We start from the raw sequence: 24,518 nt of genomic DNA, 5'->3' as shown, positions 1-24,518 counted from the left end.
AAAGGCTTCTCTTTTTTACTTTCGTATAATCGCTTTTTCATTTTGTAAAAACAGTTCATCAAATTGCTTTGCAAGGTCAAAATCTAGTTTGGTTAAACCTTTTGCATTCCATGATGACAAAGTAATAATGACTGCTTTATACTGGATAAGGATAAATGGGTGGTGATTATGTTCTTCTGATAGTTTGGCGGCTTCAGAGACAAATTCGACTCCTTTTAAGTAGTCGGAAAACATATATTTTCTTTCAATCCATTTTTCATCTTTCACTGTCCATTTATCCAGCTTAACTAATTCTTCTTGTACCTCTTCATTAGTTAGTCGTAGCATCATTTTTCACATCCTTTACCTGTAGTAACGCAAGACCGTTGTTAATAAGACGTGTTACAGATTCGTCAGTTGTGAAAGTAGAAAGTTGTTGCAATAATGCCGCTGATGCTTCGTGGCCTTTATTATGTTCTAAAAGCAATTCTAAAATTTCAAGACGAAGCAACCATTCTTTCGGATGAAATTTATTTAATACTTCTTGAATAGCTATTAATTGATCAGTATGAGTATCGTGTAAAATACTATCGTTACGTATATCCCGAACTGTTTGATACATACGTTCAAGCTCATTCAGTACAAGTGGATCAGGAGTTTCTTGTACTTCTTCATTCATCGGGAAAAATGCAGCCGCATCTGCCGCTCCTGGGAATACAGAAGTGATTTGTGAGCCGACAGCCATATCAAATGCTCCCCATGAAGGATCAAATAATAAGCGATCTTTATGAGTAACTGTACAATTTATAAAGGAGATAAGAGCAATTTTTTTATCATTCTTTACAATGTCTGTTACTGTTCCTTTTACATGAATGCCGCTTGCAAAAGTAAACTCTGCACTATGTCCAATTGTAATGCCTAATGATTGTAATTGTTCTTCTGTACAATTTTCTAATGCAATATCACCATCTAGTAATCCGATTGGTGTCCCGAATCCATCGCTGTGCACAGATGTAGAATGATTTGCTAGTTGTTTATTATGAATAGCTAATGCAGTTGGTGAGCTTGTTCGTGTGTAAATAACTTCACCAGTATCATTTTTAATTGTCTCTGTAAATGTACCCGTAATTTGTAATCCACTACTTAGCTCAGTTGTAGCATGATTTTCGGAGCGGATTGCTTTTTCTAATCCTTCTGTGCCACCTGTTTTAAATGCCATCGTTGTAGAGAACTGCTCAAGTGCCTCAGTCAACTCTTCAAATGATTCACAAACAAATAGCTGTGGCTGCATTTTTGTTACGTCATAAGTTGTCCCGGTGCAAGCTTCAATTGAGAATGGAACTTTCTTTACAGCATCTGTTAAGCAATGCTTACTTTCACCGACAGAGGAAAGGAGACCAGCACCGTAAATTTTTGGGTCATCTATATTACCGATTAAGCCGTATTCCACTGTCCACCAGAATAGACGTGAAATTTGTTCTGCTTCTGATAAACCAGAAACTAAGTTTTGTTTTTCGATTACAGCATTTTCAGCAGTTGCAACTTCTTCAGGTGTAGAAGTCGGGCTTTCTTTTACGATCGTTAATGTACGAACAGCTTCAAAAGCTTCATGTTCTTCTTTTGTGGAGAAAGCTTTCGCTCCAATTTGCCCAAAGCGTTTCACATATTTTGCATATGTACGATCAAGTAAAATCGGTGCGTGTCCTGCTGCTTCATGAACGATATCAGGAGCTGGTGTATACTCGATATTTTCTACTTTACGAATATCTGTTGCGATTGGTAGTAATCCGTGCCCCTGAAAATCAAAGAATGCTACGCCGGGAATAAGTCCGTCAATCGTTACGGCGCCCCAGCCGCTTGGTGCTAAACAGTCATTCATTTCTTCTACTTTTGGAATCGCATCTATATTAATACCAGATGATTGTAGTCCATTAACATAGGCGGGATGAGCAACATCTTTTAAGAAGTTATGGTTTTGTTTCATAATGTAACGCCAAACAGCGTGATTCACCGGTGTGTATTGATCATAATGCTGTGTGGATACGAATGGTTTTAAATGTGATGGAATTTCTGTTTTCTTTGTCATTTAGACATCCTCCTTTTTTTCTATAAAAATGAATACCGGTTCGTATAGATTGCACCACCTCCCTTAAATAATGTAAGCGCTTATAAAATCTTATCATAAGATTCGGAATTATTTAACAACTGTTTGTGTGAGAAATAGAAAAAGCCCCTATCGGAAAATCCGATAGGGGCGAAAAAATCGCGGTACCACCCTATTTGTAAGTGAAAAGGTACTTACATCTCAACTAATGATAACGGAAAAACTCCGTCTTTTCCTTCATGCATAAAAGCACTACGAAAAAGAAGCTCCAGAATTGTAATTCGTACTTATATATGTGCTAATTTCCACCGACCATTAGCTCTCTGAAACAGGGATATAAGATACTACTGCGATTCTTTCAACGCGTATAATATGAAGTTATTTAAAAGGGAAGGACGCAAAAAAGCCCCTATCGGAAAATCCGATAGGGACGATAAAAATCGCGGTACCACCCTATTTGTAAACAATTAATTGTTTACCACTTACTTTAAGATAACGGAAAAATCCGTCTTTCTCTTCATGCATAAAAAGCATTACGGGAAAGAAGCTCCAGAATTGTAATTCACGCTTGTATATGTACTGATTCGCACCAATCATCAGTTCTCTGAGACAGGGATATAAGTCGCTACTAGTATTCCTTCAAAGCCGATATATAATTCGTTCAACTAAACTATGTTTTGTATTATAAAACTATATTTAAAAGCTTGTCAACAATAATTTTATTATTTTACTTCTAAATCAACATTTAAATTAGATGTATTTCCGGCTGCATCAGTTGCTGCAATGTGGATTGTATTTTTCCCTTGTTGTAATTGATTACGATCGAAATAAATTTCATAGTTTTTCTCCCAATGGTTCAGGAATGCGTTCTCCCATACGCCATTTCCATTAATTTCATACTGTATCGTTACTGGATGTCCTGGAGCAACCCATCCGGATTCTGTCATCCAATCTAAAAGTATATCATCTACTTTCCCTCTAATTACGAGGTTTTCTTGATCTACTTCAGACGATAATTTCGGTGCAGTGCGGTCGACAAATACAGCTCCTGTTTGTTTCGTTTCTCCTCCAGAATTAGAAGCAACAGCTTCAATTTGGTATAAGCCATCAGGTAGAGGTGATCCATCAGTTTTCGTACCATTCCATTTGAAAGATTTATAACCTGGTGTTTCATTCTTACCTTGATGAACGATTCCTTTATATGTTACTCGGTCTTTCGTAATTAAATTAGCATGAAACGTTACATCCTCAACTGGTGTAACTAAATAGTAATTGATAAGGTTGTCATCTAGTATTCTGTCATTATTTGGACTGAAAGTAGAATTAACGATTTCAAGGCCATCAATACGCTTGTATTCTTTCGGATCGATGCTAAATGTAAATGGAATACGCATTTCTTCAGTCTTCCCTTGCTCTTTTACATATAGATTTCCCGTATATACACCTTGTGGTAAGGAGCTATCAACAGTAATAGTAAAAGGCTTTTCGATGTTACTATTCGGTTTAATGCTAATAGAAGAAGGGAAAGAAGTCTGAACTTTTGTTTTTGTATCTAGTAATTCAATGCGAGTTGAAAAGTTTTTCTTTTTGTTAGAAAGATTTTGTAACGTAATATTTTGTGTTAACTTCACTTTGCCACTATTAGGTTTAATGAGACCGAAACTTACATTGTTTGGTTTCACTAATGCATCTGCTTTTGCTGCTTTTGGAATGTTAATTAAACCAGATCCTTGTGCCATGACAGGATATGTATTTTCATTGACATCCTTTAATGTTTTTGCAGTGTTGGCAAGAGCTGCTTTCAATTGTTCTGTCGTCCAATCAGGATGCATTTGACGCAGCAGAGCAACGGCTCCCGCTACTTGTGGCGCAGCCATACTTGTTCCGTTGTGAGATTCATAGCCACCTCTTGGTACTGTACTAGTAATTTTCACTCCAGGTGCAACTATATCAGGCTTTATGAGCCAACTTCCTTGTGATGGTCCTCTTGAACTGAAGTTACCAATAAGTTCGGTTTGGCTTGGTTGTCCAATTTTTATATTTTTCTTTCGTTTTGTAATTAAATTTTTCAACTCTTCACCATTTGTATTTGATAGTTGCATAACTGGAAGAGCTACATCTTCACGTCCAAAATATTCGGGCATAATATTAATTTCTTTTTCGTTAGAAATTAGTAGCACGCCGAGAGCGCCAGCTTGTTTCGCTTGTTCTGCTTTTACTAACGTGCTCGAAGTTCCTTGTAAAACAAGGGCGAACTTCCCTTTCACATCTTGTTTAGCGTAATCGCTTGGATTACCGTAGCCAACATATACAAGCTGAGCATCGTTTCCTACTTGGAAATCTGCTTTTGATAACGGTAATCCTTGGTAAGATTTATTGGAACCAGCTAATTGGAATGTTGGAAATGGAATAGAAACTGTAGATGCTCCAACAGAGATGACACTACTTGCGTTACCAGGAGCGTCAACAGACCAAGGTTTTGGTCCATCATTTCCATTTGAGACGACCGCAGTAACCCCAAGCTTTGCTGCACGTTCTAACGTTAATGTTACAGGCTGATCAGGTACATTCAAATCTTGACCAAGAGATAGATTTAAAACATCGGCACCATCTTGAATAGCGCGCTCAATACCTTGAATAATATCATCGGTCGTACCAGTACCACCATCATTCATGACACGGTAAGCGAGTATAGAAGCATTCGGAGCAATCCCCTTTATTTTTCCGTTACCAGCAATAATTCCAGCAACATGGGTACCGTGGACGTTTCCATCCATCGGATCATTATCTTCATCGACTGTATCATAGCCACCGATATAATTTGCTTGTAAATCAGGGTGGGTATAGTCGACACCTGAATCGATAATAGCGACTTTCATTCCTTTTCCATCAAGGGGTTTGCCAGTTGGATCTTTTAAATTCCAAGCTTCAGGTGCACCAACTGTAGGGCCGCCAACATTTGGTGTTTCTTGATCTGCTGGGCTTTTTGATGTTTCATGTAACTTATATGTTAAGTTCGGATAAATTGCTTTTACTTCAGGTAAAGAAGCTAAAGCAGCAATTTGATCTCCTGGGATAGAAATAGAAAATCCAGAAAATAATGTACTATATGTTTCTTTTATCGTTGCCTTCGGTGCTTTTTCTTTAATTTTCTTTGTTGTATCCTCTTGTGCCTTTTTTAGTTGCGCATGGTATGATTGCACATTGCTATTTTTTAGATCCGGAGCATGCTGAATGTTACTTTGTGAAGCTAGTGGAGCATGCTGTAATTCTACAATGACTGAAATTTCTTTTGATGTTTTTGTTTCAACATTTTGCGCGATTTTGTTTTCTCCCCATTGTTCAATATTCGCTTTTAACTGTGGACTAAATTGCTTCTCTTTTTGCAGTGACTCAGCATGGGCGCTTAAAGCTCCAAAACTCGAAAAGACGAGCGCCATACTTAATAGTGTAGATGTAGTTTTCTTCATTGAAACTCCCCTTAATAAAAAGTGCCAATTTTCCAAAAATAAATATTACATTTTTGTCGTTAATTATAGGAACGGATGTTGGCTAAACTATACATTCGACATAATTCCTACCAATCCTCTTTGAATTGAAAATTTCTTGGGAAATTTTTTGGGATTATGTCGAATGGATATTTTTCACATATTGTAAGTGGAAAGTGAGGAATGCTATGAGGGAAATGGGGGTGCTATATGAAAAGGTTTATAGTAAGTGGAATCGTGATTCTGTGCCTTTTTTTCTGTTCAAGTTCTATTACTAGCGCAGAAAACAATGGAGTGAAAGTTGCCTTTATTCGTAATCATAATCTATGGATTAAATTCGGTGAAAAAGAAAAACAAATTACAAAAGGAGAGTACATAACAGGGCCGAAATGGTCACATAATGGAGAATGGCTTGCATATGCAAAAGGAAAGAAGCGAAATCATTTTGAACTGTATCGGCTGAAAGATGGCAAGAAAGTTACACCATCTCAATCAGCAACATCGAATTATCAATGGTCACCAACAGAGAATATAATTGCCTTTGTATTTGCACGTACATTAAATATATTTGATGTTGAAAAAAAGAAAGCAGATTTTGAAAATGTAGCCAATGGTGCAGGTGACTATGCATGGTATCCTGATGGTAAGAAGTTTCTTGTATCATCAGAAGCGTACTTGCTTCCAACAGGATGGACAGGTGCTCAGTTATATGAAATACAAAAGGATGCAAATATGAATCCTCATAAGATGAAACATTTATATGCACTACCGAATGAGCATGATGACTTTTTAGCATTAGTTGGAAGTGGATTTAAGTGGTCGCCAGATCAAAAGTGGATTTCGTTTTTGGTAGTACCAACAGCTTCTTTGTCAGCGGATAGTAATACACTTTGCTTAATTCGATCAGACGGCAGTCGTTTTGAAACAGTAGATCAAATGTTATTAAACACACAATGGTTCAAATGGGCGCCATCAAAAAATATATTAGCCTATATTGAAGGAAGCGGGAGAGTTGCTTTAGAGAATAAGCATTTAAAAATAAAAGAATTGCCGGCTCTCCAGCAAAATACATTTACTCCAAAAGGCTATGTGGATTGGGATTTCACATGGAAGAACGATAATGTAATTATCGTTTCACGAGCAAAAGAAGCAGGGATAGAAACTCCGCCAGAAAAAAGACCACTACCATCTTTATATGAAGTAAATAGTATAAGCGATGAACAACATCAAATTACAAAGCCATTTAATAGCCAAGGCGATTATAATCCTATTTTTATTAAGACGAGCAACCAATTGTTATGGATCCGTTCAAATCGTAAGAAAGCTGATATATGGCTTGCTCATAACGATGGGAAATATGAAAAGAAGTGGATTGAAAATATAGATGTGCCAGAGTGGTATTATGAGAAATGGAATTGGGAAGATGTCGTTTCGGTTAAAGACGAGTAAAAAAACCTGCCTAAAATATAATTGTTAGGCAGGTTTTTCAATGTTATTTATGTGTTTTATTTGGCTTTTTTTTCGCAGGGTTTCCGTTCCCTTGGCGCTTTCTGTTTTGTTCATCTTTTGCTTGTTTTTCATGTAATGTATCTAAAAAATCATTTGAGTTACTCATTTTTATATCTCTCCTTTTTTCATTACGTCCTAGTTACTATAACCATTTAGGAGGATAATCATGAGATAAAAGTTAAGCGCTTAGTTTTCTTCGGTAGTATACGTAAAATAGTCCATATGTAATGAATGACATAAGTAAAACTTGTAACTCTACATTTTCTTTTAAAATAGTTGCGACAGGAGCTGGTAAGTAAGGTGATGTATCGCTCGTTCCTAAACCTAACCATTTGTTTAAGAGGTTAAAGATACAAAACATGAAAACACCAGACCAGCTTGCGATAATTGCCTTCTGCTTAATTTTTGTTTCCCGTTCATCATCTGTAATCCAAGGATTAGCAGTTTTATCGCTATTAAAAAAGCCATTTATGTATCCCCATATGATCATTCCGATAAAGAAGATAATCCATTTCATATTTGTAATCCTCCTCTTCTTGTAAAAAGTATTTTACATATATATAATTGTAATATTTTCCGAATATTGATGTCAAACACTTTTTACATTCTGCTTTTTAAAATAGCAGGAGTAAAGAAAAAATTAGGGAAGAAATATGTGAGACTATTTCATAGTGAGAGGAAGAGGAGAATGAAACTTGTCTTTGTTCGGCATGGTGAAGGTGAGCATACGAAAGATTTACCATTAAGTTTACAAGCGGTGAATCCGCCATTGACGGGTGTGGGAAAGAAGCAGGCTAAATTACTTCAGTGCGATGTACCATTACAAGAAAAGGATATATTAATCGCTAGTCCTACACTTCGAACTTTACAAACTGCGGCAATATGGGGTGCGGAAGTTGCTTGTCAAAAAATTGTTCATCCATATATATCCCCGCGTATTTTCCCTTATCGGGAATCCGCCAAAACATTGCCGTGCGATCAATTGTTAGATCGAAAGGTAATAAAAAATTTATTTCCACATTTTTCATTAGAAGAAAGTACAAATGAATTGTTATGGAATGAGGGAGTCAATATTATCTCGGAGAAGGAATTTCAGCAAATAGTAGATGAATTTCTGCACTGGTGCTATCAGTTAAGAGCAGAAAAAGTTTGTATCGTTTCACATGATGGAACAATTACAGCGTATAGGCAATATTTACAGAAAGTCGCTTTAACTAGAGCTGATTTTTTGAAAGAAACGGGTATGTATGAAATGGACTTATAGGAGGGGGATTTGTAATGGAAGAGTTAGGGGGAAATGTGTACGACTTAAATGAGCAGAGAGTATACTTTGGCGTAGCGGAAATTAAGTAATATGCAAAATTGCATATTACACATATTTTAAATGGTTGGTATGAGTTTGGGGGGGAACTAGTAGAATCCTTTTTACATAGTGATACAAAATCACATGTTAAATCGATAGCTTATGTAGATGGAAATGTAGCACTTATGTTTACAATACGCTGTATTTTACAGGCTTATTAACCATGACAAAATGTTAGAAGAAGGTGTTCAAGAAGCGAGATTAATCGATGAGGAGACACATACATTTCGATTATAGAAATAGTGTGAAACACGTTTATTCTATATTCGAATAAACGTGTTTCACATTTAACTCACATTTTTTTTACACTTTTTCAATGAAAATGATTATCACCTGTGGTATGATATGTTCAAGTTTTTACAGGTAATAAAAGTTACTATATATACGTTAGTATTTAATGTTTTGTATGTATGTCAAGAATTATTCACAATTAACATTTTAAAAGTAAGTAACTAATGTTATTATATTACCTGTAACTGACTTAATTACAACTTTAGGAGGAAGATATGATTATTCAATTTTTAAGAGAAAACAAAACAGTTTCTTTTGTATTAGCGATAATTCGAGTGTATCTTGGTTACACATGGGTAATGGCTGGAATCGGTAAACTACAAGGAAAAGGCTTCGATGCAACTGGTTATTTACAAGGTGCAATTGAAAAATCTAAAGGAGCACAACCAGCTGTTCAATCCTGGTGGGCATCATTCTTACAAGATTTTGCAATTCCAAACGTTGATTTATTTAATACACTTGTGACGTGGGGAGAAATTTTAGTCGGAATTGGTTTAATTGTGGGCTGTTTAACAAAAACAGCGGTCTTTTTCGGTCTTGTAATGAACTTTTCCTATATGTTTAGTGGGTCAATTGGTGTAAATCCTGAAATGGTTATCTTATCCATGTTCGTTCTTGTTTCTGGTATGAATGCTGGAAAACTTGGAATTGATGGCTTCGTTATACCGAAAGTATTAGGATCAAAAACTCAAAAACGCCAAAGACAAGCTGCTTAATATATGAAAACGGGTGTCTCAAAATGAGATACCCGTTTATTTTTCAGCACTTATAGGATTTTTCTCGAAGAAATCTTTTACATACCCTACAAATTCTTGTGGCTCTTGACGAAATGGAGCATGATAACCTTTTTCAATAATATGGAAAGTGCTATTTTTTAAGAATTGATGATAAGTTTCTCCTTCTTTCCAAGAAACGCTACTATCATTTCTTCCCCATATAATTAAAGTTGGTTGCTTAATTTCATTTGCATTGATTTGAAGACGCCTAGGCCATAATTTCATTTTATTATAATGCTCTTCATCATTACGCTTGAATTTAACTTTGCTCTCATCATAATCTGCAATAGAAGAAACGGCACTTAAATCAGTCGACACCTTTGGTTTTGGTGAACCTTGTTTATTAACGAGTGTATGAGGGCCGCCTGTAGCATCAGTTAAAATAAGGTGAGTAACCGCTTCAGGGTATAAATATGTTAAATTAAGAGAAATTTCTCCGCCCATCGAATGTCCCAGTATTGCGAATGAGTCATACCCTAGTTTTTTCATTAACTTATAATACAAATTTGCATGAGTTGGAAAAGAATAATAAAAATCCATCGGCTTAGAGGAACGTCCGAATCCTAAAGCATCAACAGAAATAATCGTATGATCTTTTGCTAAATCTGAGTAAATCTTTTGAAAACCATCGGATGATCCTCCAAATCCATGGATCATAAGTAAAGGTGGTTTTTCATCACCAATCTTTTTAAAGTAAATCGTTTGACCATCTATCTCTACCATTTTTTCCTCGGTAGCTAGTTTCGCTGTAATTGTATTTTTAACTTGTTTTACTTGTTCTACTGGCTTTTCTGCTGCACTACATCCTACTAATAGTGTAAGAGTAAGACAACCTACCATAAAATAGCTAAATCGCTTCAATTAGGTGTCCCCTTTCTAACATAACGCTGCATCTATCATAGCAAATAGCATATTACGATTTCCAGGAAGTTGATTACCATTCTTTATCATAAGAGGTGAAAGGAGCGTTTCCTGGAAATCTGCTGTTTGAAGAAATTGGCGGAATATGAATTGTGAGTGCGGAACATCAATGCGTATCGTCCCACTCCACGATTTACAAATCATTTCTAATAACTGAATAGCGTCTTTTTCTTTTTTTGAAATAAGCGGAGTGATACATAGTACATCTCCTTTTTGTATGCATAAAGCAAAAGCATCTATTTGATTATCCCGTTCTATTTTAAAGGAGTAAGTTGCTCTCGATAGTAGCGATGAAAAAAGCTTAGAACGATATGCACCAGTCGCAGTTTGATCAAGAAAAATGAGAGATTGAAGATCGGCTTGCTGAATTTGTTTTATGGGAAAAGAATTTGTACTTATATGAGCCGCTTGTTTTTCGAAACGATGAATTGTTGTTATTGATTGAAATCCATAAGATTCATATAAGGATTCGCCAGCTTTTGTTGCAATGAGCGTAATAGGGAGCGATGGATGAGTTACTTTTAAGCTAGTGTTTAACAAAATACGGCCAATTCCTTTTCTTTGAAAATCAGGATGCACGATTAACATACCGATAGAAGAAAATCCAGGGGCAAACGAAAAGACCCCGCCCGCTGCAATAAGTTTATTCTCATGTACATAGCCAAAAATTGTGCCAATGGAAAGGTACATATGGAATTGCTCTTTCATAAAAATCTCATGCTGTAACCACCCGACTGATTTGCAAAGAGAGAGTAAATCTGGAATGGAAGATTCGTCTAGTTTTACTGTTTTCATAAAGTTCACCATATTTCTATTTAAATTAGAAAAAATAAGAATAATATTACGAAATGTAAAATAATAGGTTCGTATTAAAAAAATCCAACATGTTTATATTTTTCTTTGTAAAGGGAAGTATGTTTGATATGACAAGACAAACTTATACAAATTATAACTGAAATTTACATAAGTTAACAAAAAATTTACATATAACTCATTTTCTCTTAACAGTCTTATATTAAATTTGATAGTGGGAAATGAATAACCTAATTAGGGGGACAAGACAGTGAAAAAGTTTGTAAAAAAAGCATGGCCATTTGCAGTTGTGGCGTCGTTAGCAGTTACTTCGGTAGCAACATGGAATTTTACGCGTTCTAGTGAGGTTAATGCGGATGAGAACGGAAACAATGCAAAAATTAAAAATGTCATTGTATTAATTGGGGATGGTATGGGGCCTTCATATATGACAGCTCATCGTTATATGAAAGATAATCCAAAAACATTTGAGATGGAATCTACAGAATTTGATAAGCATCTTGTAGGAACACAAAAAACATATCCAGAAGATGAACATGAAAATATTACAGACTCTGCATCGGCAGCTACTGCGATGTCAGCAGGTATAAAAACATATAATGCAGCTATTGCAGTAGATAATGATAAAGCTGAAGTGAAAACAGTGCTTGAGCAAGCGAAAGAAAAAGGGAAGTCAACGGGACTCGTTGCAACGTCTGAAATTACGCATGCAACACCAGCTGCATTCGGTGCACATGATATTAGTCGTAAAAATATGGACGCAATTGCAAATGATTACTTTGATGAGAAAATTAAAGGTAAGCATAAAATAGATGTTATGCTTGGCGGCGGCGTAAATAACTTTGTTAGAAAAGACCGCAATCTTACAGAAGAATTTAAGAAGTCTGGTTATAGTTATGTAACAGATCGTAATCAATTATTAAATGATAAAAGCGATCAAGTTCTTGGCTTATTTGCACCAGGTGGTTTAGACAAAATGATTGACCGTACTGACAAAACACCTTCATTAGAAGAGATGACAAATACCGCGATTGAGCGCTTGAACAAAAATAAAAATGGTTTCTTCTTAATGGTCGAAGGTAGTCAAATTGATTGGGCTGGACATGATAATGATATTGTCGGTGCAATGAGTGAAATGGAAGACTTCGAAAAAGCGTTTAAAGCAGCAATTGAGTTTGCGAAAAAAGATAAGAACACATTAGTTGTTGCAACTGCAGACCATGCTACTGGCGGATTATCTTTAGGTGCGAATGGTGAGTATAACTTTAAAGTAGATCCGATTAAAGCTGCGAAACGTACGCCAGACTTTATGGCAAGTGAGATTGTAAAAGGTGCAAATGTAGAAGAAACATTGAAAAAGTATATTGATCTACAATTAACACCAGAAGAAATTAAAGCTGTAAATGATATAGCTCCATCAAAAGATGTAACAAAGATTGATAATGCAATTGAAGATATCTTCAATAAGCGTTCGGTTACAGGTTGGACAACGGGTGGACATACAGGTGAAGATGTAAACGTATATGCATTCGGACCGGGTAAATACTTATTCTCTGGCGTTCAAGAGAATACAAATATAGCTAAACGTGTCTTTGACATTGTTGGCGGCGGCGACCCGAATAAAGGAAGACGCTAATTATAAATGAAAGTGAGGCGAAATGCCTCACTTTTCTTTTTAGGAGATGGAAAGATGAGAGTTTTTTTAGGGAAATTAAGATTCCTTCTAGTATTTGTATTATTGCTAGTTGGATGTCAATCTCAAGAGAATAATATAGAACAAAAATCTGCTGGAAAAACTGAGGAAAAGGTACATATAACGAAAGAAGAAGAGAAATCCATTCAAGATGTTATTGAGGCATTTGTACGGACGACGAATGAAAAAAATCTTGCTGAGCATATGGAGTTATTTTCAAAGAAGATGCCTAGTGCTGAAGACTTAAAAACACAAAAGGAAGCGGCATTTCAAAAGGGAAATAAGAAAATAGAATTGGAACATATGAATATGAAAGCTCTTAAAGGTGGGCTTGTTATTGTTGAAACGGAGGAAAAAGAAGTAGATGGAGGGGTTACTCTTCAAAAGAAAATGCAGTATGCACTTGGAAAAGAAGACGAAGGGTGGAAGATTGAAGAAGTTCGTACGATAGAGAAGAAATAAAGTGAAACTTTAATCAGTGGGAGTCTTACTGCCCGCAAATAGCGGAATAAAAAAAGGTTCTCATAGGAGAGAACCTTTTTAAAGTGGTAATAAAATTTGATTTGAACATGCTTCAATGTCATCAATATCTTGACGGATTGTTGCCATCTTATTATCGAGATCTTCAGCTTTCATAGCAGCGTCATGTAGTTCATCCTTCAAATAATCAGGTATATTTCCTTCATATTTGTAGTAAAGTTTATGTTCTAAACTTGCCCAAAAGTCCATCGCAAGTGTACGTAATTGAATTTCTGCAAATACATCTTTCGTACCAGAATTTAGTAACAATGGATATTTAATAATCATATGCAAACTTTTATAGCCATTTCCTTTTGGATTGGCAATATAATCTTTTACTTCTACAATTTCCATGTCTCCACGATTTTCAATAACCCCTTTTAAATGGTAAATATCTTCTACAAAGCAACATGTAATACGGATGCCAATAATATCTTGTAATTGTGTTTGAGCATTTTCAACTGTTGGTGATAAATTTTTACGCTCAAGCTTCCTAATGATACTTTCGGGTTGTTTAAGTCTTGTTTTTATATGTTCAAACGGGTTGTAGTCTTCTAAAAATTGAGCTTCCCGGTTCATAATTTCAAATTTAGTTTTTAACTCTTCTAAAGCAAATGTATAAGGTAATACAAAAGCTTTCCAGTAGTTAACGGTTGATTGGTTATATTCCATTTATATACACACCTTTTCTTATTTACAAGTGAAGTTGTTATTATACTAAACACCAAATCATGTAGGCGCAAGCAGCAAATGATGAGATCATAAAGCGATATTTAGTTTTCATCTTTTCAACCCCTTTCAAATGAAATTATATATGAATAAACGTCATTGTTAGTAATTTCACTATGTACAATTCTTATAGTAATAGATTCATGTGAAATTCGTATGAACTAATTGTTTCAGCTTTTTGTCTTTTTGCTAATGACTTTTGGTTTTGTTTATTATAATTACCTTAAATTGTAATAAAGGAGAGAGTATGATGAATCCAAAAGATAATGAATGAATTCTTTAAAAAGCATTTACCGATGTTAAAATATAATAATTTAGTTTGCATTACGATTGATAAATCAACCAATGAATTAATTGGTTTTATAAAACTGACAGACGATAAAGAAGTAAAATAAATACTGTCTAGAGAGGAATGTTTACAAAAAGCACTTCAATTTTTAGAACGAGTTATTCCAGATAGCACACAATATCTTCGTCTTTGGGAAGAACGTGAAGAAGCAGAAGATGGGATTGAAAGATTTACCTTTTCTGTATATGTGAATGGGATTCCAATAGACTATATGCGATTAACATCAATACAGAAAATGGTGCTGTGATGCACTACTCAGGAGAATCTAGCAGCATTATAAAAGAATTGCTCACATATGAAACAACACCAAAAGTGACAAAAGAAAAAGCGCTAGAAATATACAAAGAGGCCATCCGAGTTAAATTAGAATGGCATATAGATGTTGATGCAGAGGAAACGAAATACGAACTACTGTATAAACAAACGATGAATGAAAATCATAAAGAATCCTTCGAATGTAGTCGAGAAATTCGTTACATAGATGCGTATACTGGCGAGAAAATTTGGAGTGAGTATTAGTAAAAGCCAATCGATTCGTTTCGATTGGCTTTTACTATGTTCATAGAATAATTTATTAATTGCCGTTAAGTGGTTGAAGAATACCATCTTGAGCTTTTGACCAATCATATAGGTTTCCATCAGATCCCACTGCAAAATTTAGAGCACGCGAGTTCTCAGGAGATTCGCGTCCGTATAAGACGTCGTATAGTTTAATACCATTTATTGTGCCAATTAGTTTGTCTTCGCCGGAGCCGTAACGAATTTCATCTGAGCGAGCTCCCATTCTTTTTTCTAGAACTTTTACAGCATCTTCACTTGTGAATGTAATAGTATCAGTTTGTTTATTTGGTTGCTTAGCTGGTTGTTGTTCTTTTTGTGTGTTTTTAGATTCTGCTTCAGGTTTTGTATTATTTTTAACTGTGTCGTTATCTTCATTTTTTTTGTTGTTTTCAGTAGTTGCGTTGCTCTCAGTTTTTGTATTGTTTTTAGGGGTTGCATTGTTTTCATTTTTTTTGTTGTTTTCGGTAGTTGTGTTGTTTTCAGCTTTTGTGCTGTTTTTAGCTGTTACGCTGTTTTCATTTTTTTTGTTGTTTTCAGTAGTTGCGTTATTCTCGTTTGTTGCATTGTCCTCAGTTTTTACACTGTCTTCGGTCTTTTGGCTATCCTCATTTTTTGTACTGTCTTTTGATGCTGCAGTATCCTCTTTAGTAACTTCAGTTTTTGTAGGAGACGTTTGTTGTCCGCAAGCTGACAGTAAGAAAAAAGATAGTGTGAGTACTACTAGTTTTGTTATTTTTGAAGTAAAGTATTGCATGAAAACACCTCTTTCAAAATTTTGGAACTTAACATATTGTAATACATTGGAAAAAATATTCAAGGTATGAAAGACTTATTTCGTTCGACAAAAAGCTAAGGATTCCATATTTATATCGTACAGACACAAACAACCTCACGCCCACATACACATAGTAAAGACCACTATTTTGGCGGAGGTGAAAGGTTTGAGTCTATTCGCCGCAATTGGATATATGGTTCGAGAAGTGTTTGTCTTTGTTTCTTATGTGAAGAATAATGCGTTTCCGCAGCCGTTATCATCAGACGATGAGAGAAAGTACTTAGAGTTAATGGAGCAAGGTGATGCTCAAGCGAGAAATCTTTTAATTGAACATAATTTACGGCTTGTAGCTCATATCGTTAAAAAATTTGAAAACACTGGAGAAGATGCAGAAGATTTAATTTCAATTGGTACCATTGGGCTTATTAAAGCGATTGAAAGCTATTCAGCAGGGAAAGGAACTAAGCTTGCAACATATGCAGCACGCTGTATCGAAAATGAAATTTTGATGCATTTACGTGTGCTGAAGAAAACGAAAAAAGACGTTTCACTTCATGATCCAATCGGGCAAGATAAAGAGGGTAATGAAATATCGCTTATTGATATATTAAAATCAGAATCAGAAGATGTAATTGATATGATTCAGCTTAGTATGGAGTTAGAAAAAATTAAAGAGTATATCGATATTTTAGACGAACGAGAGAAAGAAGTAATTGTGAAGCGTTTTGGACTTGGGCTTGATAAAGAGAAAACACAGAGGGAGATTGCGAAGGCACTCGGTATTTCAAGAAGCTACGTATCGCGAATTGAAAAGCGTGCTTTAATGAAAATGTTCCACGAATTTGTGCGGGCTGAGAAAGAGAAAAAAGCAAAAGAATAATGTATATTGTAGGCAGCTACACTTTAAAAGTGGCTGCTTTTCTTTCGGGAAAACGGAAAGAAAACGAGCTGTTCTAAGAAGAAATACATGTTCACTGTTGAAAATGGCGGATTCTATCTGTAATATTAGAAGGTGCTAAACAATTTAAGAATAAAAATTATACTTAGTTTTTCATCGTGTATAACGAGACGGCTCCATTCTATATGTGGGAATAAGAACCAATTTTACATATGATATAGAGAGAAAAGAAGGGGAAACTAAAGTTATAGGCTGATTAGGAGGTTTCGTAATTTGCGACGGACATTATATCGACTTATGATCGAACTTACAAATGGTCGTTTTACTTCTTATATATTACGTAAATTTGCACAATCTCGTTTGAGCTCTATCATTATTCCATCGTATGCGAAAGTTTTTCAAATTAATCAAGATGAGATGGAAAAGGGTTTGAAGGAATATCGAACATTGCATGATTTATTTACACGTAGGCTAAAAGAAGGAAAGCGTAGTATTGATACTGATGCATCGAGTATCGTTAGTCCTGTTGATGGTGTTTTTGCTGATCAAGGTCCTATTGAGGATACAAAAACATTCGATATAAAAGGAAAGCGTTATTCAATTGTGGATATGCTAGGTAATGAAGAGCGTGCAAAGCGATATGCAGGCGGTACATATATGGTAATTTATTTGAGTCCAAGTCATTATCATCGTATTCATAGTCCGCTCTCTGGCTCTGTGACTGAAAGATTTGTACTCGGCAGAAAATCATATCCGGTAAATGCAGCGGGTATGGAGTATGGGAAAGAACCATTGTCAAAAAATTATCGCTCTGTTACAGAAGTAAATAGTGAAGGCAAACGTATGGCGCTTGTAAAAGTAGGTGCTATGTTTGTTAATAGTATTGAGCTCCTTCATGAAAGAAGTACTGTTCAAAAAGGTGAAGAGATGGCATACTTTACATTTGGCTCAACAGTTGTTTTATTATTTGAAAAAGATATGATTGAAGCAGTGCAGGAATTGACAAGTGGGCAAGAGCTACGTCTTGGTGAAAAAATTGCAACCCGAGTATCTCATAAGTAAAGAAAAGATTTTATAATATACTTATGAAGCTCTAATTAAGAAATGTGGACAAAGATGCTTAATGAAGAAATCCCCTAGATGGGAGTACTTGTTTATTCGAGAGCCATCGCAGGATGGCTCTTTTTACAGGTCAATCAGCAATCTATATGTACTCAAGAAGATTTGACGAGCTTGTCCTCTAACGAGCGTCTAATAATTTCTTGTTTTATAAGTAAAATGAAGTCGGGATTTAATTTTAGTTCTTTTGCTTTATAATAAGACTCAGTGAGTAAATCAGTAGATAACTGTTCCATATGTTTTGTTTTCAAGGGGAGCCACCTCCTAATAATATAAGGATTGATTCGTTGTTGCATTTAATGTACCAAAAAAATATGACAGTCACAAACAAGAGGTTATCCACATACCTCAGTGGATAAAGTGTGCATAGAGTGTTAGTAAATTCCGAATTAACTGAAAAGTTAATGTGGAAAGTGTGTACAAGTTTATCCACAGGTTATCTATCGAAAAATGTTGTCGAAAAATTTTATGAAAAATCCTCAAAGAGGTGAAAGAAATTGAAGTTATTTTTACCAAATGAATATGTGAAAAATGTATATCATGTTCAACCGGAAGATTTGAAAAAACGTGGAATTAAAGGAGTTATTACCGATTTAGATAACACTTTAATTGAATGGGATCGTCCGAACGCAACACCACAGCTTGAAGAGTGGTTTTTGAAAATGAAAGAAAATGATATTCAAGTAACGGTTGTTTCAAATAATAACGAGCAACGCGTTAAAGAATTCGCTGATCCATTAGGTATTCCGTTTATTCATAGTGCGCGCAAACCGTTTGTCCGCGCATTTAAGCGTGCGATACACGAGATGCATTTACAGCCAGATGAAGTTGTAGTAATTGGAGATCAGTTACTAACGGATGTGCTCGGTGGGAATCGTGTGGGACTTCATACAATTTTAGTTGTACCGGTAGCGCAAACGGACGGATTGGTGACACGTTTTAATCGAAAAATTGAACGAAGAATTATGAGAAACATGAAGAAAAAAGGCTTAATTAACTGGGAGGAATAAAGTTTGACTGAAACAATTAAATGTATTGGTTGCGGTGTAGAAATTCAAACAGAAAATAAAAATGAAGTAGGATACGCTCCTGTATCATCTTTAGAAAAAGAACAAGTAATTTGCCAACGTTGTTTTCGTTTGAAACATTATAACGAAATTCAAGATGTATCTTTAACAGATGATGATTTCCTTCGTATTTTGAACGGAATTGGACAATCAGACGCACTAGTGGTTAAAATCGTAGATATTTTCGATTTCAATGGTAGCTGGTTACCGGGCTTACATCGTTTTGTAGGGAACAATAAAGTATTACTTGTAGGGAATAAGGCTGACTTAATTCCAAAGTCAGTTAAGCATGATAAAGTAAAACATTGGATGCGCTATAGTGCAAAGCAACTTGGTTTAAAACCAGAAGATGTCTTTTTGATTAGTGCAGCTAAAGGACAAGGAATCACTGAACTTGCTGATGCAATTGAGCATTACCGCGAAGGTAAAGATGTTTATGTTGTTGGATGTACGAATGTTGGTAAATCAACATTTATTAATCGTATGATTAAAGAGTTTAGTGATGAGACTGAGAATGTAATTACAACATCACATTTCCCAGGAACAACGCTTGATTTAATTGATATCCCATTAGACGAAACATCATCTTTATACGATACACCAGGTATTATTAATCATCATCAAATGGCGCATTATGTTGGGAAACAAAGCTTAAAGCTTATTACACCGACTACAGAGGTTAAGCCGATGGTATTCCAATTAAATGAAGAACAAACATTATTCTTTGGTGGATTAGCACGATTTGATTATGTAAGTGGAGGTCGTCGTGCATTTACTTGTCATTTCTCAAACCGTTTAACAATCCATCGTACAAAGCTTGAAAAGGCTGATGAATTGTACGAAAGACACGCTGGAGAAATGTTGAATCCACCGACACCAGAAGAATTAGAAAATATGCCAGATTTTGTGAAATATGAATTTAATATTCGTGAGCCAAAAACGGACGTTGTATTCTCTGGATTAGGCTGGGTTACTGTAAATGAATCAGGAGCGAAAATTGTTGCTCATGTACCAAAGGGAGTAAGTGTTTCATTACGTAAATCTTTAATTTAATATGGAGAGGGATTTATGAAACAATTATATGGTGTAATCGGAAATCCAATTGGACATTCATTATCACCCGTTATGCATAACGATGCATTTGAACACTTGAATATGGATGCCCATTATCATGCGTTTCTTGTAGAAGAAGAAGCGCTAGGGGAAGCAGTAAAAGGTTTGAAAGCATTAGGTATTTCAGGATTTAATGTAACGACTCCGCATAAAGTTGCAGTTATGGAGTACTTGGATGAGGTTGCCCCGCTAGCAAGGCAAATCGGTGCGGTAAATACAGTAGTTCATCGAGATGGAAAATTGATTGGGTATAATACAGATGGAATTGGTTTTGTTCGTGCCCTGCAGTCAATTAGTGAAGATCCACTTCAAGAGAAACGTATTTTATTAATCGGTGCAGGTGGTGCTAGCCGAGCTATTTACTTCTCGCTTGCAGATGTAGGTGTGAAAGAAATTGATATTGCTAATCGTACGAGAGATAAGGCGGAAAATCTTATCGCTGGGTGCATGGCAAATGTTAATTCGCATGCTCTATCGTTAGAATGTGCAGCAGAAAATCAAGGGGAATATGATATTATCATCCAAACAACAACGATAGGTATGCATCCACATGTTGCGTATACGCCGCTGGAAATTCGTTCATTGAAACAAGGAACGATTGTTTCTGATATTATTTATAATCCATTTGAGACGAAAATTTTAGGCGATGCGAAAGAACAAGGTGCAATAATTCAAAATGGAATCGATATGTTCGTTTATCAAGGTGCACTTGCATTTGAAATGTGGACAGGGTGTGTGCCGAATATTGATAGAATGAAACAATTAGTAATGAGAGAGCTTGGAGGCTAATTATATGTTAACAGGAAAACAAAAAAGATTTTTACGTGCAAAGGCACATCATTTAACACCGATTTTTCAAGTTGGAAAAGGTGGCGTGAATGAAAATATGGTGAAACAAATTGGAGAAGCGTTAGAAGTTCGTGAACTATTTAAAGTGAGCGTATTACAAAACTGTGAATTTGATCGTAGTGAAGTTGCAGAAGAGCTTGCACAAGGTGCACGAGCTGAAATCGTTCAAGTAATCGGAAGCACAATTGTTTTATACAAAGAATCAAGAGAAAATAAGCAGATTAAACTTCCTCGATAAAAGATATACGTGAGTTATTTCGTAGTGGACGCTGGATATGTAGAAAGCGAAACCAATTGAACTTTTATTAACAGTGGGCTCTCTTCGAATATGTATGGGGAGAGTTGCTGTATGTAAAAGGAAGGAGCGTTTCTTTTGAGAAAAATTGGCATTATTGGTGGCACGTTTGATCCGCCTCATAATGGGCATTTGTTAATTGCAAATGAAGTGTATCATGCTTTAGGGTTGGAAGAGGTATGGTTTTTGCCGAATCAGATTCCACCGCACAAGCAAGGACGTAACATTACGAGTGTGAAAAGTCGATTAAACATGCTGCAAATAGCGACTGAGGAAGAAGCATACTTTTCAATTTGTTTAGAAGAGCTAGACAGAGAAGGCCCATCTTATACGTACGACACTATGGTACAATTAACGGAGAAGTATCCGGATGTGCAGTTTCACTTTATTATTGGCGGAGACATGGTTGAGTATTTGCCGAAGTGGTATAACATTGAAAAGTTACTTAAGCTTGTGACTTTCGTTGGAGTTGCAAGACCAGGTTATACATTACATACGCCTTATGATATCGTAAAAGTGGAAATTCCGGAGTTTGCAGTTTCTTCTTCTCTGTTACGGGAGAGATATATGACGAAGAAAACGTGCAAATATTTACTCCCCGAAAAAGTACAGGTATATGTCGAGAGGAATGGGTTGTATGAATCGTGAGGAAGCACTTAGTATTGTCAAACAGCAAATGCATGAAAAACGTTATATACACACGATTGGTGTAATGGAAACAGCGATTGAACTTGCCCGGTTATATGGTGTAGATGAAAAAAAGGCAGAGACGGCTGCTATATTTCACGATTATGCAAAATGTAGAGCGATTCCAGAAATGGAAGAGATTATTAAGAGAGAAGCTTTGCCAAAGGATTTATTGCACTATAACAAAGAGTTATGGCATGCACCTGTTGGGGCATACTTAGTAGAAAAAGAAGTAGGCATTACTGATCTTGAAATTCTACAAGCTATTACATATCATACAAGTGGTCATGAAAAAATGACAATGTTAGATAAAGTTATTTATGTAGCAGATTACATTGAACCAGGACGTAAGTTTCCTGGTGTGGAAGAAGCGAGGAAACTCGCATATAAAGATATAAATCAAGCTTTACTGTTTGCTTTAAAGCGAACAATTCAATTTTTAATGGAAAAAGATCAAACGATTTATCCATTAACATTCCAAACATACAATGCAATTATCAAGGAGGAAATTAATAAATGAAAGATAAAGAGTTATTAGTATTAGCGGCAAAAGCAGCTGATGATAAGAGAGCAGAAGATATGGTTGTACTAAATATGCAAGGTATTTCACCGATTGCAGACTATTTTATTATTTGTCACGGAAATTCAGACAAGCAAGTACAAGCAATTGCACGTGAAATTAAAGCGAAGGCACATGAGTTCGAAATTAACGTACAACGTATGGAAGGCTTTGATGAAGCACGTTGGGTTTTAGTAGACCTTGGTGATGTGGTTGCTCATGTATTCCATAAAGATGAGCGTAATCACTATAATTTAGAGCGTCTATGGGGCGATGTGCCGCGTGAAGATATTGCAGATGAGCTAGATCAATGAAATACGAACAATTTGCTTTGCTGTATGACGAACTGATGAATGATGTCCCTTATGATAAATGGGTGGAATTCACAGAGGAAAGTTTGCAACAGGCATCTATGAAAGAGGCAAAAATTCTTGACGTAGCATGTGGAACTGGTAACGTAACACTTCCGCTTGTACGAAAAGGTTATGATTTAATTGGTGTAGATCTTTCGGAAGAAATGTTAACTGTCGCACAGCAAAAATTGGGGGGAGAAGGTTATTTTATTCCTTTTTACCAACAAGACATGAGAGAGCTCGATGTTCCTGGTGAATTTGATTGTGTGACAATATTTTGTGACTCATTAAATTACGTATTGCAAGAAGATGGAGTGCAAGAAACATTTAGAAGAGTTTTCCACCATTTACGTCAGGATGGCTTGTTTTTATTCGATGTACACTCTTTATATAAAATACATCACGTATTTCAAAATGAAACATATACAGTGAACGGCGAAGAAATATCACTTATTTGGAACTGCTTCCCTGGAGAAGAATCAGATAGTGTGGAACATGATTTGACATTCTTTGTACAAGATTCAGAAGAAGATGTGTACCATCGTTTTGACGAATGTCACGTGCAGCGTGCATATTCGGTTGAAGTGTTAACAAAATGGCTTGAAGAAGCTGGATTTACAGTACTTCGCGTCACAGGTGACTTTGAACGAATCGAAGTGACAGAACAAACAGAGCGCATCTTTTTTATGGCGAAGAAGAATGGATAAAAGAAAAGCAACCGATAAGGTTGCTTTTGTTTTATAGAAAAGATGTAGTTTTAGTTCTAGAAAAATAAAAAGATGATATGTGTAAAGTGTAAAAATGCTAGTTTTAGTGAAAATGTAGCATGAAAAAGATAAGTAGTAATAAAAAGGGTTTGGGATTACGATGGCGTATTTATTATGTGTGTTTATTGAATTGCTGCTCAACGCATTTTAAATCTTCATCAAATTTCTCATGTGTCCGTTCGATTAATTTATGAAACATATCCCCAACGTGCTCTTCTAAAATACGAATACCTTCTCCTGTAACACCGCCTTTAACGCATACCTTTTCTTGTAAAGTAGGTAATGTGAAAATTTCTTTTTCAAGTAATTTCCCCATTCCAATGACCATTTCACTTACTAAAGTAGTGGCTTCTTCATGTGTAATATTTGTTTTATCTACAGCAGCGTTAATGAAACATTGTAATAAATAACTAAAAAAAGCAGGGCCGCAGCTTGCTATATCAGATGAAACGCGCGTTATATCTTCTTCTATAACAAGGGGAGTAGAAATGTTTTTGAATAGACGAAATAGTTTTTGTTGCCATTCTTCAGAGCAGTTATTTCCAAATGTAAATAGTGATGCGCCGGATAAGGCGCGGTTTGTGATGCTTGGAATGATACGAGCGACGTGGCAAGGTATAAGTGTTTCTAATTGTGATGGAGATATGGGGCTTGTGATAGAAACTAAGCAATCTTCGTCTGAAAAATGGTCAGCGTATTTTTTTAGAATAGGGTATATATCTATCGGTTTTACGCAAATGAAAATAAGCTGGGATTGTTCGATTACCTCTTGGATTGTTTTGGCTACATGAACAGAAGGGTATTTTTCTTTTATATGATATGCTTTGGCAGGCGTCCGATTAATAATAGTAAGGCACGAAGGTTTGACAGCACGGGTTTCTAAAAATGCATCGATTAGTATATTCCCCATGTTCCCTGTCCCTATAATTCCTATGTTCAAT

At 35.7% G+C, this 24,518-nt stretch carries 26 protein-coding genes, 2 pseudogenes and 2 other annotated features; of the genes and pseudogenes, 17 read left to right on the top strand and 11 right to left on the bottom strand.

Translation table 11 applies throughout. From position 1 onward, the window contains the following. Window positions 1–15: 15 nt before the first annotated feature. The 3 genes from MHB76_RS20615 to MHB76_RS20605 all read right to left on the bottom strand — a co-directional run bounded on the left by MHB76_RS20615 (window position 16) and on the right by MHB76_RS20605 (window position 5,553). A complete protein-coding gene (locus tag MHB76_RS20615; RefSeq protein ID WP_002199307.1) occupies window positions 16–330 on the bottom strand; it encodes a 4a-hydroxytetrahydrobiopterin dehydratase in 315 nt (104 codons plus the stop codon). Next, complete coding sequence (locus MHB76_RS20610) at window positions 311–2,065, bottom strand: aromatic amino acid hydroxylase (protein ID WP_078172786.1); 1,755 nt, start codon at window positions 2,063–2,065, stop codon at window positions 311–313. Before MHB76_RS20610 ends, MHB76_RS20615 begins: the two co-directional genes overlap by 20 nt. A gap of 161 nt (window positions 2,066–2,226) precedes the next feature. Beyond that, window positions 2,227–2,454: a binding site (T-box leader), on the bottom strand. Between the two features lie 52 nt (window positions 2,455–2,506). Beyond that, window positions 2,507–2,735, bottom strand: a binding site (T-box leader). Window positions 2,736–2,805: 70 nt separating this feature from the next. After that, entirely contained in the window at window positions 2,806–5,553 is a 2,748-nt protein-coding gene (locus MHB76_RS20605) for a S8 family serine peptidase (RefSeq protein ID WP_078172787.1), read from the bottom strand. 228 nt (window positions 5,554–5,781) lie between these two features. Between MHB76_RS20605 and MHB76_RS20600 the strand changes: the two genes are divergently transcribed. Beyond that, window positions 5,782–7,020 carry a TolB family protein gene (locus MHB76_RS20600; RefSeq protein ID WP_078172788.1) on the top strand — a complete coding sequence of 413 codons (1,239 nt, stop codon included), beginning with the start codon at window positions 5,782–5,784 and terminating at the stop codon, window positions 7,018–7,020. Between the two features lie 43 nt (window positions 7,021–7,063). Here MHB76_RS20600 and MHB76_RS20595 read toward each other — a convergent pair whose 3' ends face one another. Both MHB76_RS20595 and MHB76_RS20590 read right to left on the bottom strand, forming a co-directional pair. Then, window positions 7,064–7,186 carry a DUF4023 domain-containing protein gene (locus tag MHB76_RS20595; protein WP_000071861.1) on the bottom strand — a complete coding sequence of 41 codons (123 nt, stop codon included), beginning with the start codon at window positions 7,184–7,186 and terminating at the stop codon, window positions 7,064–7,066. Between the two features lie 72 nt (window positions 7,187–7,258). Then, the gene (locus MHB76_RS20590) at window positions 7,259–7,597 is read right to left on the bottom strand and encodes a phosphoglycerate mutase (protein WP_070146895.1); all 339 of its coding nucleotides are present in this window, start codon (window positions 7,595–7,597) and stop codon (window positions 7,259–7,261) included. Between the two features lie 171 nt (window positions 7,598–7,768). Here MHB76_RS20590 and MHB76_RS20585 point away from each other — a divergent pair, with 171 nt between their 5' ends. The 3 genes and pseudogenes from MHB76_RS20585 (at window position 7,769) to MHB76_RS20575 (ending at window position 9,450) form a co-directional block, all read left to right on the top strand. Continuing rightward, the gene (locus tag MHB76_RS20585) at window positions 7,769–8,344 is read left to right on the top strand and encodes a histidine phosphatase family protein (RefSeq protein ID WP_016106193.1); all 576 of its coding nucleotides are present in this window, start codon (window positions 7,769–7,771) and stop codon (window positions 8,342–8,344) included. Window positions 8,345–8,346: 2 nt separating this feature from the next. Continuing rightward, a pseudogene (locus tag MHB76_RS20580) lies at window positions 8,347–8,680 on the top strand (delta-aminolevulinic acid dehydratase); the annotation flags it as partial. 269 nt (window positions 8,681–8,949) lie between these two features. Beyond that, window positions 8,950–9,450, top strand: coding sequence for a DoxX family protein (locus MHB76_RS20575; RefSeq protein ID WP_002199313.1), 501 nt, complete (start codon window positions 8,950–8,952; stop codon window positions 9,448–9,450). Window positions 9,451–9,486: 36 nt separating this feature from the next. Here the strand turns inward: MHB76_RS20575 and MHB76_RS20570 are convergent, their stop codons facing one another. Next, window positions 9,487–10,371, bottom strand: coding sequence for an alpha/beta fold hydrolase (locus MHB76_RS20570; RefSeq protein WP_070139960.1), 885 nt, complete (start codon window positions 10,369–10,371; stop codon window positions 9,487–9,489). Between the two features lie 15 nt (window positions 10,372–10,386). Then, a complete protein-coding gene (locus tag MHB76_RS20565) occupies window positions 10,387–11,226 on the bottom strand; it encodes a GNAT family N-acetyltransferase (protein ID WP_002160423.1) in 840 nt (279 codons plus the stop codon). 268 nt (window positions 11,227–11,494) lie between these two features. On the opposite strand from MHB76_RS20565, the gene MHB76_RS20560 reads away from it, so the two are divergent. Continuing rightward, window positions 11,495–12,880, top strand: coding sequence for an alkaline phosphatase (locus tag MHB76_RS20560; protein WP_016106191.1), 1,386 nt, complete (start codon window positions 11,495–11,497; stop codon window positions 12,878–12,880). A 54-nt stretch (window positions 12,881–12,934) separates the two neighbouring features. Beyond that, on the top strand, window positions 12,935–13,399 hold the full coding sequence (locus MHB76_RS20555) for a hypothetical protein (RefSeq protein WP_016106190.1): 465 nt from the start codon (window positions 12,935–12,937) through the stop codon (window positions 13,397–13,399). 78 nt (window positions 13,400–13,477) lie between these two features. Here the strand turns inward: MHB76_RS20555 and MHB76_RS20550 are convergent, their stop codons facing one another. Beyond that, window positions 13,478–14,128, bottom strand: a complete 651-nt coding sequence (locus MHB76_RS20550) for a GTP pyrophosphokinase (RefSeq protein ID WP_002111928.1) — start codon at window positions 14,126–14,128, stop codon at window positions 13,478–13,480. 320 nt (window positions 14,129–14,448) lie between these two features. Here MHB76_RS20550 and MHB76_RS20545 point away from each other — a divergent pair. Then, window positions 14,449–15,053 (top strand): annotated as a pseudogene (locus MHB76_RS20545) (YcdB/YcdC domain-containing protein); the annotation flags it as partial. A gap of 55 nt (window positions 15,054–15,108) precedes the next feature. Here MHB76_RS20545 and MHB76_RS20540 read toward each other — a convergent pair. Then, window positions 15,109–15,849, bottom strand: coding sequence for a hypothetical protein (locus tag MHB76_RS20540; protein WP_078172789.1), 741 nt, complete (start codon window positions 15,847–15,849; stop codon window positions 15,109–15,111). A gap of 187 nt (window positions 15,850–16,036) precedes the next feature. On the opposite strand from MHB76_RS20540, the gene sigK reads away from it, so the two are divergent. Then, window positions 16,037–16,750 carry an RNA polymerase sporulation sigma factor SigK gene (sigK, locus tag MHB76_RS20535; protein ID WP_000051382.1) on the top strand — a complete coding sequence of 238 codons (714 nt, stop codon included), beginning with the start codon at window positions 16,037–16,039 and terminating at the stop codon, window positions 16,748–16,750. Window positions 16,751–17,041: 291 nt separating this feature from the next. After that, window positions 17,042–17,830 carry a phosphatidylserine decarboxylase gene (locus tag MHB76_RS20530; protein WP_078172790.1) on the top strand — a complete coding sequence of 263 codons (789 nt, stop codon included), beginning with the start codon at window positions 17,042–17,044 and terminating at the stop codon, window positions 17,828–17,830. Window positions 17,831–17,982: 152 nt separating this feature from the next. Here the strand turns inward: MHB76_RS20530 and MHB76_RS20525 are convergent, their stop codons facing one another. After that, entirely contained in the window at window positions 17,983–18,138 is a 156-nt protein-coding gene (locus tag MHB76_RS20525; protein ID WP_002015226.1) for a sporulation histidine kinase inhibitor Sda, read from the bottom strand. A 246-nt stretch (window positions 18,139–18,384) separates the two neighbouring features. Here MHB76_RS20525 and MHB76_RS20520 point away from each other — a divergent pair, with 246 nt between their 5' ends. The 8 genes from MHB76_RS20520 (at window position 18,385) to MHB76_RS20485 (ending at window position 23,517) form a co-directional block, all read left to right on the top strand. Then, window positions 18,385–18,897: a YqeG family HAD IIIA-type phosphatase gene (locus tag MHB76_RS20520; RefSeq protein WP_002160431.1), complete on the top strand. Its 513-nt coding sequence runs from the start codon at window positions 18,385–18,387 to the stop codon at window positions 18,895–18,897. 3 nt (window positions 18,898–18,900) lie between these two features. Further along, entirely contained in the window at window positions 18,901–20,007 is a 1,107-nt protein-coding gene (gene yqeH / locus MHB76_RS20515) for a ribosome biogenesis GTPase YqeH (protein WP_002160432.1), read from the top strand. 15 nt (window positions 20,008–20,022) lie between these two features. Next, window positions 20,023–20,856 (top strand): shikimate dehydrogenase, encoded by an 834-nt coding sequence (gene aroE / locus MHB76_RS20510; protein WP_002160433.1) that lies wholly within the window; start codon window positions 20,023–20,025, stop codon window positions 20,854–20,856. Window positions 20,857–20,860: 4 nt separating this feature from the next. After that, the gene (gene yhbY, locus MHB76_RS20505) at window positions 20,861–21,154 is read left to right on the top strand and encodes a ribosome assembly RNA-binding protein YhbY (protein ID WP_002015220.1); all 294 of its coding nucleotides are present in this window, start codon (window positions 20,861–20,863) and stop codon (window positions 21,152–21,154) included. Window positions 21,155–21,289: 135 nt separating this feature from the next. Then, the gene (locus MHB76_RS20500; protein WP_002160434.1) at window positions 21,290–21,859 is read left to right on the top strand and encodes a nicotinate-nucleotide adenylyltransferase; all 570 of its coding nucleotides are present in this window, start codon (window positions 21,290–21,292) and stop codon (window positions 21,857–21,859) included. Beyond that, on the top strand, window positions 21,849–22,418 hold the full coding sequence (yqeK, locus tag MHB76_RS20495) for a bis(5'-nucleosyl)-tetraphosphatase (symmetrical) YqeK (protein ID WP_002160435.1): 570 nt from the start codon (window positions 21,849–21,851) through the stop codon (window positions 22,416–22,418). Before MHB76_RS20500 ends, yqeK begins: the two co-directional genes overlap by 11 nt. Further along, window positions 22,415–22,771, top strand: coding sequence for a ribosome silencing factor (gene rsfS / locus MHB76_RS20490; RefSeq protein WP_000653209.1), 357 nt, complete (start codon window positions 22,415–22,417; stop codon window positions 22,769–22,771). Before yqeK ends, rsfS begins: the two co-directional genes overlap by 4 nt. After that, window positions 22,768–23,517 carry a class I SAM-dependent DNA methyltransferase gene (locus tag MHB76_RS20485; RefSeq protein WP_002111917.1) on the top strand — a complete coding sequence of 250 codons (750 nt, stop codon included), beginning with the start codon at window positions 22,768–22,770 and terminating at the stop codon, window positions 23,515–23,517. Before rsfS ends, MHB76_RS20485 begins: the two co-directional genes overlap by 4 nt. A 172-nt stretch (window positions 23,518–23,689) precedes the next feature. Here the strand turns inward: MHB76_RS20485 and comER are convergent, their stop codons facing one another. Then, entirely contained in the window at window positions 23,690–24,517 is an 828-nt protein-coding gene (comER, locus tag MHB76_RS20480) for a late competence protein ComER (protein WP_078172791.1), read from the bottom strand. Between the last annotated feature and the right edge of the window lies 1 nt (window position 24,518).

Origin of the sequence: Bacillus sp. FSL M7-1345 (assembly GCF_038006985.1) — a bacterium.
Lineage (GTDB): Bacteria > Bacillota > Bacilli > Bacillales > Bacillaceae_G > Bacillus_A > Bacillus_A cereus_U.
The sequence above is the reverse complement of the archived record's forward strand: the minus strand, read 5'-3'. Positions and strand labels throughout refer to the sequence as shown.